The following is a 14,015-nucleotide window of genomic DNA, read 5'->3' on the forward strand; positions in this document are numbered from 1 at the left end:
GTCCGTGACGGAGGGGCGGCGTGCGTTCGCCGGTCCGGTGAGCCGGCCCCGTAGGCCGGCTCCCGTGACTACGCCGCCGGGGCGGCGACCTTCAGTTCGATCGTCACCTTCGCGCCGCCCGCCGTCTCGATCTGGAGCAGGAACGTGCCCGTCGCGTCGTCCGCGAAGATCTTCGGGAGGACGAGCAGGCCCTGGGCGTTCGTCTTCAGACCCGTCAGGGCACGGAGCGGCTTGCCGTCCGCGTCCTTGAAGTACGGGCCCTTGTCCGCCGCCGACGCGTCGTCCGCCGACTTGATCAGGGTGGCCTTGACCGCCACACCCGGAGCGATCTCGCCCTTGTTGGTGGCCTTGACCTCGACGCTGTCGGCGAACTCCGCGCCCGGCGCCGCCGTCAGCTCCTTGTCGCCGGTCCTGACGACCGCGTCGGCCTGGCGCTCGGTGACCGTCGCCGTGAAGTCGACGGCCGGGGCCGTACGGCTCACGACACCCGCCCGCACCGTGAAGTCGCCGGTCTTCTCGCCCGCCTGGAGCGCGGGCGCCTTGGCGATGCCGTCGGCGCCGCTCGTGACGGTGGCCTTCTTGCCGCCGCCCGCGAACGTCGCGTCCGTGTCGCCGACGATCGTGAACTGCACGGCCACCTTGCCGACGGCCTTGCCCTTGGCGTCCTCGCCGCGCACCGTGACGCGCTCCGCGAACGCCCCGCCGGCCGTGGCGGACAGCTTGCCGGTGCCCGCGTCCTCCAGCCGCTCGACGGTCGGCACGGGGGTGGTGGGCGGCGTCGTCGGAGGGGTGGTCGGGGGCGTGGTCGGGGGCGTCGTGGGCGGCTTCGTCGTCGGCGGCTTCGGGGGCTTCGGCGGCGTACTGGGGTTCGTCGGACTCGGGCCGGGGCTCGGCGAGTTACTGGGACCGCCCGGGTTCACCGGGCCGGGGCCCGTGGGCAGCACGCCCGTGCCGTCCGGGACCTCGTGGCTGCCGCGCTTGTAGTACTCGAGCCACGACAGGACCGTTGCCAGATACTCCCGCGAGCGGTTGTAACTGAGGATCGCCTGGTCGAGATTGCCCTTGACCGACAGGTCGCGATTGTTGGCGCAAAGATAGCGACCGGCGGCCAGCGCAGCGTCGAAGATGTTGTTGGGGTCCTTGCGGCCGTCGCTGTTGGCGTCCTGGCCCCAGGTCGCCCAGGTCGCCGGGATGAACTGCATCGGGCCCACGGCGCGGTCGTGCGTCTTGTCGCCGTCGTACGCGCCGTTGTCGGTGTCGGAGATGTTGGCGAAGCCGACACCGTTCAGCACCGGGCCGAGGATCGGCGAGAACGTCGTGCCGTTGTCGTCCACCCGGCCGCCGCGCGCCTGGCCCGACTCGACCTTGCCGATCGCGGCGAGGAGCTGCCACGGCAGATTGCAGCCGGGGTTGGTGACCCCGATGCTCTGTTCGGCCTGCTTGTACGCGGCCAGCACGGTCGCCGGTATCCCGGCCTCCGACGCGCCCAGGCTCGGCAGGTCGATCGAAGTGCCCGGCTTGTCAGGGGTGTTCAGCGGCGGGAGGTCCGTGTGGTACGAGGAGTCCCCGGAGGCCGTGTCCTCGTCGGGCACGCTCGATCCGGACGCCTGCTTTCCGCTGTCACCGCCACCGCCGGGGACGATCGCGGGGGCCTGCGAGGCGGAAAGCGCGGCGACCGCGAGTGCGGCGACCGCTGTCGTGGTCGCCCCTCTACGGAGCCGACGGCCGAATTGCGCTGCCATACGTCTGGTCCCTCCCGGTGAACGGCTGTTCGCGCTCCCCAGCGCGAGGACTCAGGCGACCCTACGGCAACTCCCTGTGCGCGCACACGGGTCGGTGACCGCTTTTCACCGTTTCGCCACCTCCCGGCTTCCCGTAGGTCGAACCGATGGCCGAGAACATGCGTCCTTCATACTGATCCGACTGACTCCGTACCAGGTGGGCGTGTTCCCTGCCTGATCGAACATCGAACGACGAACGACGAAGACACGCCCCAGGGAGACGGCCATGCCTTTCACACTGAGCCATGCGGCGGCGGTGCTGCCGGGCATCAGGAGGGACGGCACGTCACGCGGTCCGCTGCTCGCCTCCGCGCTCGTCGCCGGCTCGATGGCACCCGACATGACGTACTTCGCCGCGACCGCCGTGCCCGCCGCCATGGAGTTCGGCGAGGTGACGCACGGCCCCGTGGGCCTGTTCACCGTCGATGTCGTCATCGCCGCAGCCCTGGTGGGTGTCTGGCTGATGCTGCGCGAGCCGCTGTTGGCGCTGCTGCCCGCCGCCTGGCAGGGACGGGCGCACGCCTTCGTACGAGGACCCGACCGGCGCGGCGGACGGCGGGCGGCGCTCGCCGCGCGGTTCTACGTCTCGGCGGTAATCGGCGCGTCCACCCATGTGGTGTGGGACGCGTTCACGCATTTCGACCGGTGGGGCACCCGCCTGGTGCCCGCGCTGGGTGAGGCCGTCGCGGGCTTCCCCCTGTACACGTACACGCAGTACGGCAGTTCGGCCCTGGCGCTGGTGGCGCTCTGCTGGTTCACGGTCACCGCCGTGCGCCGGCTGCCCCGGACTCCCGCGCCGGTCTCGGTGCCCGTGCTCGTACGGTGCGAGCGTCTGCTCGCGTACGCCCTGCTGGTGGGGTGCGTGTCGCTCGGCATGGCGCATCGGTTCACCCGCTGGTACGCCTACCACGGGCAGGTGTCCACGCCGTTGGACGTCATCCCGACGCTCTGCTTCGGCGCCGGGTCGGGGCTGGCCCTCGGACTCGTGCTGTACGGCGCGGGGACGCGGCTGCGTGCCGTCACCACGCGCACGGAGCCGGCGACGACCGCCCCGGACCGTTCCCGTACGGGATCACGCTGATCCCGTACGAGAACAAGTGACGAGGACGAACGTCGAGGACGAGCGTCGAGGACGAAAGACGCCGCCCGCCGTCAGTGGGCGGCCGAGTCCCAGTCCGGGCCCACGCCCACCGAGATGTCCAGCGGCGCCCGCAGCTCCGTCGCCGCGGCCATCTCGCGGATCACCAGCTCCTCCACCCGGTCCCGCTCGCCGGGAGCGATCTCCAGCACGATTTCGTCGTGGACCTGGAGGAGCATCCGCGAGGTCAGCCCGGCCTCGGTGAGTGCCGTGTCGACGCGGAGCATGGCGACCTTGACGATGTCGGCGGCCGTGCCCTGGATCGGGGCGTTCAGCGCCATCCGCTCGGCCATCTCGCGGCGCTGGCGGTTGTCGCTGTTCAGGTCCGGGAGATAGCGGCGGCGGCCGAGCATCGTCTCCGTGTAGCCCGTGGCCCTGGCCTCGACGACCGCTCGCTGGAGATAGTCCCGTACGCCGCCGAAGCGCTCGAAGAACGTCTCCATCAGACCGCGCGCCTCGGCCGCCTCGATGTTCAGCTGCTGGGAGAGGCCGAACGCCGAGAGGCCGTACGCCAGTCCGTACGACATCGCCTTGATCTTGCGGCGCATGTCGGGGGTGACGGCGGCGCGCTCGACGCCGAACACCTGGGAGGCGACGGTGGTGTGCAGGTCCTCGCCGGAGGTGAACGCCTCGATCAGACCGGCGTCCTCGGACAGATGCGCCATGACGCGCAGCTCGATCTGGCTGTAGTCGGCGGTCATCAGCGACTCGTAGCCCTCGCCGACGACGAAACCGCGGCGGATCGCGCGGCCCTCGTCGGTGCGCACCGGCACGTTCTGCAGGTTGGGGTCCGTGGACGAGAGCCGGCCGGTGGCCGCGACCGTCTGGCTGAAGGTGGTGTGGATACGGCCGTCGGCCGCGATCATCTTGATCAGGCCCTCGACGGTGACCCGCAGCCTGGCCTGCTCGCGGTGGCGCAGCATCACGACCGGCAGTTCGTGCTCGGTCTGCGCGGCGAGCCAGGCCAGCGCGTCGGCGTCCGTCGTGTAACCGGTCTTGGTCTTCTTGGTCTTGGGCAGGTTCAGCTCGCCGAAGAGGACTTCCTGGAGCTGCTTGGGCGAGCCGAGGTTGAACTCGTGTCCGACGGCCGCGTGCGCCTCCTTCACCGCCTGCTGGACGGCGGCGGCGAACTGCTCCTCCAGGGTGACCAGATGGGGCTGGTCGGCGGAGATCCCGTTGCGCTCCAGCTTGGCGAGCAGCGCGGAGGTGGGCAGCTCGATGTCCTGGAGCAGCTTGGTGGCCCCGACCTCCTCCAGCCGGCCGGTGAACGCGTCGCCGAGGTCGAGGATGGCGCGCGCCTGTGTCATCAGCGCGTCCGCCTCGGCCTGGTCGTCGCTGCCGAAGGCGAGCTGGCCGTCGGCCGCGGCGGCCGGGGCGAGTTCACGTCCGAGGTATTCGACGGCGAGGGCGTCGAGCGCGAAGGAACGGCGGCCGGGCTTGACCAGATACGCGGCGAGCGCGGTGTCCATGGTCACCCCGCCGATCCGCCAGCCGTGCTCGGGGGCGACCCGCATGGCGCTCTTCGCGTTGTGCAGCACCTTGGGGCGGTCCGCCGCCGCGAGCCAGTCGCCGAAGGCCTTCTCGTCGGCCTCGTCGAGCTGGGTGGTGTCGAACCAGGCGGCGGCGCCGTCGGCCGCGGCCAGCGCGACCTCGCCGATGCTGCCCGTGCCGAGCGCCCAGGTGTCGACGAGTGCGACACCCAGCGGCTCGTCGCCGTGCTCCGCCAGCCAGGGCGCCAGCTCGCCGGAGGCGAGGACCGTGCCGTCCAGCTCGATGCCCGCCTCGGGGGCCGGTGCCTCGTCCTCGACGGCGCCGGGGTCCACGGCGAGCAGCCGCTCGCGCAGGCTCGGATTGCGGATCTCCAGCACTTCGAGCACGCCGGTGACGGCCGTCCGGTCGTACGGAGCGCGCTCCAGCTCCTGCGGGGTCTTCGCCAGCTCGACGGTGCGCACCAGCTCGGTGAGATGGCGGTTGAGCTTGACCGAGGGCAGGTGCTCGCGCAGATTCTCGCCGACCTTGCCCTTGACCTCGTCGGCGCGCTCCATCAGGTCGGCGAACGAGCCGAACTGGTTGATCCACTTCGCGGCCGTCTTCTCGCCGACGCCGGGGATGCCGGGGAGGTTGTCCGACGGGTCGCCGCGCAGGGCGGCGAAGTCCGGATACTGCGCCGGGGTCAGTCCGTACTTCTCCTGGACCTTCTCCGGGGTGAAGCGGGTCAGCTCGGAGACGCCCTTGGTGGGATACAGCACCGTGGTGTGCTCGGTGATGAGCTGGAAGGAGTCCCGGTCGCCGGTGACGATGAGGACCTCGAAGCCGGCTTCCTCGGCCTGGGTGGCGAGGGTGGCGATGACGTCGTCCGCCTCGAAGCCGTCGATCGCGAACCGCTGCGCGTTCATCGCGTCCAGCAGCTCGCCGATCAGCTCGACCTGGCCCTTGAACTCGTCGGGGGTCTTGGAGCGGTTCGCCTTGTACTCGGGGAACTCCTCCGAGCGCCATGTCTTGCGCGACACGTCGAAGGCCACCGCGAAGTGCGTGGGCGCCTCGTCACGCAGGGTGTTGGCCAGCATCGACGCGAAGCCGTAGACGGCGTTGGTCGGCTGGCCGGAGCTGGTGGTGAAATTCTCCGCGGGCAGCGCGAAGAACGCCCGGTACGCCAGAGAGTGCCCGTCCATGAGGAGCAGGCGAGGACGGTTGTCTGCGGTCTTCTTCGATGCTGTCTCAGCCACGTACCCGATCCTGCCACGCCCCACTGACAATCCTGACCCACGCACTCCGCCCCGACGGGCCGTCGAGGGTGCGTGACAGGATCGAGGAACCAAGGATCACGGGACCGAATCCCGCCGGGTCCCGCCGGGTCCCGTCGTACGAGCTAGGGAGAGCGTGATGGCCAGCAAGCCGCCCTCAGGTGACCCGGTCCAGGACGCACCGCAGGTCGCCGCCCCGCAGCGCAGCGCCGCCGGGCTGCCGGCCGTGGCGCATTCGCTGCGCGTCGCCCAGCAGCAGATGGGTGTCACCCGCGCGGCGCGGACGCTGCTCAAGGTCAACCAGAAGGACGGCTTCGACTGTCCGGGCTGCGCCTGGCCGGAGGGCGATCACCGGCACACGGCGGAGTTCTGCGAGAACGGCGCGAAGGCGGTCGCCGAGGAGGCGACACTGCGCCGGGTGACGCCCGACTTCTTCGCCGCGCACCCGGTGGCCGACCTGGCGAACCGCAGCGGCTACTGGCTGGGCCAGCAGGGCCGGATCACCCAGCCGATGCTCCTGGAACGCGGAACCGGCGACCGCGACGGCGACCAGCGCGACCACGACGGCGGCGACAACGACAGCAGCGACAAAGGCGGTGCCGGTGACCGGTACGAACCCGTCAGCTGGGAGCGCGCGTTCGCGATCATCGCCGAGGAACTCAACGCGCTGGACTCCCCCGACGAGGCGCTGTTCTACACCTCGGGCCGTACGAGCAACGAGGCGGCCTTCCTCCTCCAGCTGTTCGCGCGCGAGTTCGGCACGAACAATCTCCCCGACTGCTCCAACATGTGCCACGAGTCGTCCGGTTCGGCGCTCGCCGAGACCCTGGGCGTCGGCAAGGGCAGCGTGTCCCTGGAGGACATGCACCAGGCCGACCTGATCATCGTGGCCGGGCAGAACCCGGGGACCAACCACCCCCGGATGCTCTCCGCCCTGGAGAAGGCCAAATCGGCGGGCGCGCGGATCATCTCGGTGAACCCACTGCCCGAGGCCGGCATGGAGCGGTTCAAGAATCCGCAGACCCCGCAGGGCATGGTCAAGGGCGCGGCCCTCAACGACCTCTTCCTCCAGATCCGCATCGGCGGCGACCAGGCCCTCTTCCGGCTGCTGAACAAGCTGATCCTGGACGCGGCGGAGACCGACCCGGCCGCCGTCGACGAGGCGTTCGTCGCCGAACACACCCACGGCTTCGAGGAGTTCGCCGCAGCCGCGCGCGCCGCCGACTGGGACGAGACCCTCACCGCGACGGGCCTGGAGCGCGCCGACATCGAGCGCGCGCTGGCCATGGTGCTGGCCTCGAAGCGCACCATCGTCTGCTGGGCGATGGGCCTCACCCAGCACAAGCACTCCGTCGCGACCATCCGCGAGGTCGTCAACTTCCTGCTGCTGCGCGGCAACATCGGCCGGCCCGGCGCCGGAGTGTGCCCCGTACGCGGACACTCCAACGTCCAGGGCGACCGCACCATGGGCATCTTCGAGCGGCCCGCGCCGGCGTTCCTCGACGCCCTGGACCGGGAGTTCGGCATAACCTCGCCGCGCCACCACGGCTACGACGTCGTACGGGCCATCCGCGCCCTGCGCGACGGCGACGCGAAGGTCTTCTTCGCCATGGGCGGCAACTTCGTCTCGGCGTCCCCGGACACCGCGGTGACCGAGGCGGCGATGCGCACCGCGCGGCTCACCGTGCACGTGTCGACCAAGCTCAACCGCTCGCACGCGGTGACCGGCGCGCGCGCCCTGATCCTGCCGACCCTCGGCCGCACCGACAAGGACATACAGGCGGGTGGCAGGCAGATCGTGACCGTGGAGGACTCCATGGGCATGGTGCACGCCTCACGCGGCAACCTCGCTCCCGCGAGCCCGCACCTGCTGTCCGAGCCGGCGATCGTCACCCGGCTGGCGCGTGCCGTCCTCGGTCCCGCGTCGCTGACTCCGTGGGAGGAGTTCGAGAAGGACTACGGGTCGATCCGCGACCGTATCTCGCGCGTCGTCCCCGGCTTCGAGGACTTCAACGAACGCGTCGCCAGGCCCGGCGGTTTCCAGCTCCCGCACGCCCCGCGCGACGAACGGCGCTTCCCCACGCTCACCGGCAAGGCCAACTTCACGGCGGCGCCCGTCGAGTACCCGGAGCTGCCGGCAGGCCGGCTGCTGCTCCAGACGCTGCGCTCGCACGACCAGTACAACACCACGGTCTACGGTCTCGACGACCGCTACCGGGGCATCAAGAACGGCCGCCGCGTCGTCCTGGTGAACCCGGACGACGCGCGCGGGCTGGGCCTGGCGGACGGCTCGTACACGGATCTGGTCAGCGAGTGGCGCGACGGCGTCGAGCGGCGCGCCCGCGGCTTCCGGGTGGTGCACTACCCCACGGCCCGCGGCTGCGCCGCCGCCTACTACCCGGAGACGAACGTGCTCGTGCCGCTGGACTCCACGGCCGACACCAGCAACACCCCGGCGAGCAAGTCCGTCGTGGTGCGCTTCGAACACCGCTGAGGCGGTGCCCCGGGCCGCCCGACCCGTCCGAAACAGACCCGAGAAGACGCGAGAGCACGCGCACCGACGCGCGCGGAAACACGCACCGAACACGTACCGCACCGCACCACGCCAAGCAGCCGATCGGAGCCTGACCCCATGGGTGACAACACCGCGAACGAGCAGCCCGCAGCGACGTTCCCGAAAGAGATCATCGACGAGTACGCGTCCAACGACATCGACCTGACGTCGCTCTTCTCCGCCGGGGACCTCGGCACCCGCATGGGCGTCCGCGTCACCGAGGCGTCCGCCGACCGCGTCGTCGCCACCATGCCCGTGGAGGGCAACACCCAGCCGTACGGGCTGCTCCACGGCGGCGCCTCCGCCGTACTCGCCGAGACCCTCGGCTCCATCGGCGCGATGATGCACGGCGGGCGCGACAAGGTCGCCGTGGGCGTGGATCTCAACTGCACCCATCACCGCGCCGTACGCAGCGGGCTGGTGACCGGCGTCGCCACCCCGGTCCACCGCGGCCGGTCCACCGCGACGTACGAGATCGTGATCACCGACGAACGGGACAAGCGGGTCTGCACGGCCCGGCTGACCTGTCTGCTCCGGAGCGGCGACGGCAGTGCGTCCACGACGCCGAAAGACGCCTGAAGGGCGAACCTCAAGGGAGGCTCAAGCGGGCCGGGGGAAGCGTTGAACGGGCTTCTCCCGGCCCAGGGTGACCAACAGGTGAGACGCCCGACCCCCGTCCGACGGCCGCGAAACACGGCGGTAACCAGAGCCTGCCGGAACACCCGCGGCCCGTCGGCCGCCGCCGGACATGGGCACAGGGAGAGCCAGGTGGGACCCCCGATGGTGACGTTGCGTGACGCCGTGCGGCACGATCCATTGTCCTGCCGCCCGATGCGCATTAACTTCGGCACATGAGCGGCATCGGCCCCGTCGAACCGGGCGAGGACACCTATCACCACCCGGCGCCCCCGCTCACCGGGGCGACGCCGGCCCGCGCCCGTCTCACCGTGCCCGCGCGCCACCGCCGCAAGGCCGTCCTCGCCGCCGCCGCGACCCTCACGACGGGCGTGTGCGTGTACGTCCTCAACGCCCCGGCGCCGCCCCCCGCGCCACCACCACCCTGGCCCTCGCAGGTCGTTGGGTTCTCCTACGCGGGCGCCTCACCGAAGGGCGAGCACACGGGCGCGTTCACCTTCGGCGTCAGCATCTCGACCGAGCCCGGCCGGCGGGTGACCGTCGACTCCATCACCCAACCGTCGGCCGCGCTCGCCGTATCGACGGAACCGTCCGCCCCGTTCACCGTGGCGGCCGGCGAGTCCCGCGACGTGGCGGTCACCGTCTACGTACTCGACTGCGGGGAAGTACCACGGAACGCCGGACTCCCCTTCCTGGAAGTCACCCTGCGTAACGAACGGGCCGTCCAGAAGCAGAGCCGGATCCTCGGCGGCGGATACCCCGAAGACCTCGGCGCGGCCATCCAGAAAGCATGCGACCGTCCCGCTCCGTAATCGACTGATTACCAGTACGGTCCTGCTGGTTCTCAGCATGTGGACTTCCGAACGGTCTCAAATCACACGCCCTTCCCCTCCCGGCCGGGCTTCATCGCGGTCCCGTCATAACAAGAGCGTCACATCATGGGCCGCACCTCTGCACCACCCCCACCAGCGCGCTTAGAGTCACGGCCAGTCACCGCGCCACCGGATTACTTTCAGTTCGGTTCCAGCGCTCGACCCGGCGTCCCAGTCAGGGACAGCCGTGCCAGGGGAAAGGACTGATCGTGCGTCACCGTTCCTTGTTCATAGTCACCACTGCGGTCACCGTAGGAGCCCTCACGCTGTCTGCTTGCGGCTCCCGCGACGACAGCAGCGAGGGAGGCAGCGGCGACGGCGGAAAGACGACCGTCGTCATCGGCCTCGACGCGCCGCTGACCGGAGACCTCTCCGCGCTCGGCCAGGGCATCAAGAACTCCGCCGACCTCGCCGTCAAGACGGCCAACAAGAACAACGAAGTCGAAGGCGTCACCTTCGAGCTGGAGTCCCTGGACGACGTCGCCCAGGCGGCGACCGGCCAGCAGAACGCCACCAAGCTCGTCGGCAACCAGAAGGTCATGGGCGTGGTCGGCCCCCTGAACTCCGACGTCGGCCAGGCCATGCAGAAGGTCTTCGCCAACGACAACCTGGTCCAGGTCTCGCCCGCCAACACCAACCCCGAGATGACTCAGGGCAAGGACTGGCAGAGCGGCAAGAAGGTCCGCGGCTTCGACACGTACTTCCGTACGGCCACCACGGACGCCATCCAGGGCCCGTACGCCGCGCAGTTCATGTTCAACAAGCAGAAGCTCAAGAACGTCTACGTCATCGACGACAAGAAGACGTACGGAGCCGGTCTCGCCGCCACCTTCTCCACCGAGTTCAAGAAGCTCGGCGGCAAGGTCGTCGGCACCGACCACATCAACCCGGACGACAAGGACTTCTCGTCCGTCGCGAGCAAGGTCGCCCAGACCGACGCCGACTTCGTCTACTACGGCGGCGAGTACCCGGCCGGCGCCCCGCTGGCCAGCCAGATCAAGAACGCCGGCGCCAAGATCCCCACGGTCGGCGGCGACGCTCTCTTCAGCGCCGAGTACATCAAGCTGGGCAAGGCGAACTCCGAAGGCGACTTCGCCAGCTCCGTGGGCGCGCCCCTGGAGACCCTGGACACCGCCAAGAAGTTCATCGCGGACTACGAGGCCGGCGGCTACGACGGCGCCTTCGAGGCGTACGGCGGCTACGCCTACGACTCCACCTGGGCGATCATCCAGGCGGTCAAGGCCACCGTCGAGAAGAACGACGGCAAGCTGCCCGGCGACGCCAAGGACGCGCGCAAGCAGATCACCGCGGCCATGCAGGACGTCAAGTTCGACGGAGTCACCGGCACGGTCGGCTTCGACGAGTTCGGCGACACCGTGAACAAGCAGCTCTCCCTCTACGAGGTCAAGGGCGGCAAGCACGTCCCCGTCCAGACGGGCGTGTTCGAGGGCTGATCGGGCTCACCAGCCCTCCCTCCAGTAGGACCTACCACCGCGCGGGGGCGCCACAGCGCCCCCGCGCGGCCGTATCTGACCCCACTCATTCGGAGGCCCCGCGGTGAACGATCTGCCGCAGCAACTTGCCAACGGCCTGCTACTCGGCGCGCTGTACGGACTCATCGCAATCGGTTACACGATGGTCTATGGCATAGTCCAGCTCATCAATTTCGCCCATGGCGAGATATTCATGATCGGCGGCTTCGGTGCGCTGACCGTATTCCTCTGGTTGCCCAGCGGTACCAGCCTGCTCCTCGCACTGCCCCTCATGATCCTCATGGCGATGGCCTGCTCCGTGCTCGTCGCCGTAGGAGCCGAACGCTTCGCCTACCGGCCCCTGCGGGACGCCCCCAGGCTCGCACCACTGATCACCGCGATCGGCCTCTCCATCGCACTCCAGCAAGCCATCTGGGCCTTCTACCCGGACGCCACGAAGTCCCGCCCCTTCCCCGAATTCGAAGGCGGCAGGCTCGACTTCGGAGCATTCGCCATCAGCCGCGGCGACCTCTTCCTGCTCATCGCCGCGCCCCTGTGCATGATCACGCTCGGCATCTTCGTCTCCAAGACCCGCACCGGGCGCGCCATGCAGGCCACGTCGCAGGACCCGGACACGGCCAAGCTGATGGGCATCAACACCGACCGCATCATCGTCACCGCGTTCGCCATCGGTGCCGCCTTCGCCGCCATCGCGGCCGTCGCACACGGCCTCAAGTACGGCGAGGTCAACTTCAAGATGGGCTTCATCGCCGGACTCAAGGCCTTCACGGCCGCGGTCCTCGGCGGTATCGGCAACATCTACGGCGCCATGATCGGCGGCCTCGTCCTCGGCCTCGCCGAATCCATGGCCACCGCCTACATCGAGAACATCCCCGGCATGTCGCAGCTCGGCGGCGGCGCCTGGAAGGACGTGTGGGCGTTCGTCCTCCTCATCCTCGTACTGCTGCTGAGGCCTCAAGGTCTACTCGGCGCACGCGTCTCGGATCGGGCGTGATACCGATGACCACCACCACGACGAAAACGAACACCGTGGCCCCCGAGCCCCGGCAGAACCGCCCCGTCATCGGCCTGCCGCCCGCGGCGGCCGGCCTCGGCGCCGCGATCGGCGCCGTCGCGACCTTCGCGAGCACCTTCCTCGCCTGGACCTGGACCTCCGAATTCCCCGGCGACCTCACCGTCACCGGCTACCCCGGCGGCCTCCAGCTGCTCACCCTCACCGGTGCGCTGCTGACACTGCTGTTCGTCGTCGCCGGCTACGGCGTACGCGGCCTCGGCTGGCTCACCCCCGGCGGCAAGAACAGCCCCGTCCTCCTCTTCGCCCTCGGCACCTTCGCCACCACCTGGTACACGGTCATCGCGATCGCCGTGAACCTCGGCGGACTCGCCAACCTCGAACCGGGCGGCTACGTCGCGGCCGCGGCCTCGCTGATCACGCTCGTCGCGGCCCTCGGGCTCCCCGGCGACGTACCCGGCGACCAGGACAACCCCAACATCTGGCAGCGGTTCGTCCAGTCCTTCAAGGCCGCCACGCCCAAGGAAGCCGCACCGCTCCCCGGCTGGGCCGAAATCCTCATCATCGCCGCCTCGTTCGGGCTCGGCCTCTACGTCTTCACCTACGGCATCGACACCGAGGCCGCCGAACTCTTCATCGGCTACATCCTCCTCGTCGGCTTCGCCGCCACCGCGGTCTCCCGCGCCGGCCTCAACCGCCGCCTCGCGAGCCTCACGGCCAAGCACAAGAACGTGACCGTGACCGCGGCGTTCGTCTCCGCGTTCGCGTTCCCCTTCACTCAGAGCAACGACGCGTACGCCTCCATCGGTACGAACATCCTCATCTTCGCCACCGTCGCGCTCGGACTCAACGTCGTCGTCGGCCTCGCCGGCCTGCTCGACCTCGGATACGTCGCCTTCCTCGGCGTCGGCGCCTACACGGCCGCCCTCGTCTCCGGATCGCCGTCGTCCACCATCGGCTTCCAGCTCCCGTTCTGGGCCGCCGTCCTCTGCGGCGCCGGCGCCTCGCTGGTCTTCGGCGTCGTCATCGGCGCACCGACCCTGCGACTGCACGGCGACTACCTGGCCATCGTGACCCTCGGCTTCGGTGAGATCTTCCGCATCACCATGCAGAACCTCGACGGATCGTCGGGCCCGGACGTCACCAACGGCTCCAACGGCATCCCCAACATCCCCGACCTGGACCTCTTCGGGTTCAACCTCGGGGAACCACATACGATCCTCGGCGTCGAACTCGGCAGATTCTCCAACTACTACCTGCTGATGCTGGTGTTCACCATCATCGTGGTGACCGTCTTCCGCCGCTCCGACCAGTCGCGCATCGGCCGCGCCTGGGTCGCCATCCGCGAGGACGAGACCGCGGCCAGGGCCATGGGCATCAACGCCTTCCGGCTCAAGCTGCTCGCCTTCGCGCTCGGCGCCACCCTCGCCGGCATGGCCGGCACCGTACAGGCACACGTGACCTTCACCGTCACGCCCGCCCAGTACAAGTTCGTCGAAGCCGTCCCGCCCAACTCGGCGTTCCTGCTCGCCGCCGTCATCCTCGGCGGCATGGGCACGGTCAGCGGACCCCTCATCGGCGCCTCGCTGCTCTACCTCATCCCGGCGAAGCTCCAGTTCATGTCCGACTACCAGCTGCTGCTCTTCGGCATCGCGCTGATCCTGCTCATGCGATTCCGCCCCGAGGGCCTCATCGCCGACCGCAGGAAGCAGCTCGAATTCCACGAAACCGGGCAACTGGACGCCCCCAAGGGCGATATCGGCCTCAGTAAAGCGGGGGTGTGAC

The 14,015-nt window shown here is 69.7% G+C and carries 9 protein-coding genes; 7 read left to right on the plus strand and 2 right to left on the minus strand.

All coding sequences use genetic code 11. The features are described 5' to 3' along the window. Positions 1–68: 68 nt before the first annotated feature. Positions 69–1,742 (minus strand): lytic transglycosylase, encoded by a 1,674-nt coding sequence (locus ACFT9I_RS35490; RefSeq protein ID WP_382571391.1) that lies wholly within the window; start codon positions 1,740–1,742, stop codon positions 69–71. 265 nt (positions 1,743–2,007) lie between these two features. Between ACFT9I_RS35490 and ACFT9I_RS35495 the strand changes: the two genes are divergently transcribed. After that, complete coding sequence (locus ACFT9I_RS35495; protein ID WP_382571393.1) at positions 2,008–2,862, plus strand: DUF4184 family protein; 855 nt, start codon at positions 2,008–2,010, stop codon at positions 2,860–2,862. Positions 2,863–2,933: 71 nt separating this feature from the next. On the opposite strand, the gene polA is transcribed toward ACFT9I_RS35495, so the two are convergent. Then, positions 2,934–5,645 carry a DNA polymerase I gene (gene polA, locus ACFT9I_RS35500; RefSeq protein WP_382571395.1) on the minus strand — a complete coding sequence of 904 codons (2,712 nt, stop codon included), beginning with the start codon at positions 5,643–5,645 and terminating at the stop codon, positions 2,934–2,936. Positions 5,646–5,802: 157 nt separating this feature from the next. On the opposite strand from polA, the gene ACFT9I_RS35505 reads away from it, so the two are divergent. The 6 genes from ACFT9I_RS35505 to ACFT9I_RS35530 all read left to right on the plus strand — a co-directional run bounded on the left by ACFT9I_RS35505 (position 5,803) and on the right by ACFT9I_RS35530 (position 14,014). Continuing rightward, the gene (locus ACFT9I_RS35505) at positions 5,803–8,157 is read left to right on the plus strand and encodes an FdhF/YdeP family oxidoreductase (protein WP_382571396.1); all 2,355 of its coding nucleotides are present in this window, start codon (positions 5,803–5,805) and stop codon (positions 8,155–8,157) included. Positions 8,158–8,295: 138 nt separating this feature from the next. Then, the gene (locus ACFT9I_RS35510; RefSeq protein WP_382571397.1) at positions 8,296–8,796 is read left to right on the plus strand and encodes a PaaI family thioesterase; all 501 of its coding nucleotides are present in this window, start codon (positions 8,296–8,298) and stop codon (positions 8,794–8,796) included. Positions 8,797–9,068: 272 nt separating this feature from the next. After that, positions 9,069–9,665: a Tat pathway signal sequence domain protein gene (locus ACFT9I_RS35515; RefSeq protein ID WP_382571398.1), complete on the plus strand. Its 597-nt coding sequence runs from the start codon at positions 9,069–9,071 to the stop codon at positions 9,663–9,665. Positions 9,666–9,934: 269 nt separating this feature from the next. Next, complete coding sequence (locus ACFT9I_RS35520; RefSeq protein ID WP_382571399.1) at positions 9,935–11,179, plus strand: branched-chain amino acid ABC transporter substrate-binding protein; 1,245 nt, start codon at positions 9,935–9,937, stop codon at positions 11,177–11,179. A 103-nt stretch (positions 11,180–11,282) separates the two neighbouring features. Continuing rightward, on the plus strand, positions 11,283–12,212 hold the full coding sequence (locus tag ACFT9I_RS35525; RefSeq protein ID WP_356585880.1) for a branched-chain amino acid ABC transporter permease: 930 nt from the start codon (positions 11,283–11,285) through the stop codon (positions 12,210–12,212). A gap of 5 nt (positions 12,213–12,217) precedes the next feature. Beyond that, on the plus strand, positions 12,218–14,014 hold the full coding sequence (locus ACFT9I_RS35530) for a branched-chain amino acid ABC transporter permease (protein WP_382571400.1): 1,797 nt from the start codon (positions 12,218–12,220) through the stop codon (positions 14,012–14,014). Position 14,015: the final 1 nt, after the last annotated feature.

Origin of the sequence: Streptomyces sp. NPDC057137, assembly GCF_042670825.1 — a bacterium.
Classification (GTDB): Bacteria; Actinomycetota; Actinomycetes; order Streptomycetales; family Streptomycetaceae; genus Streptomyces.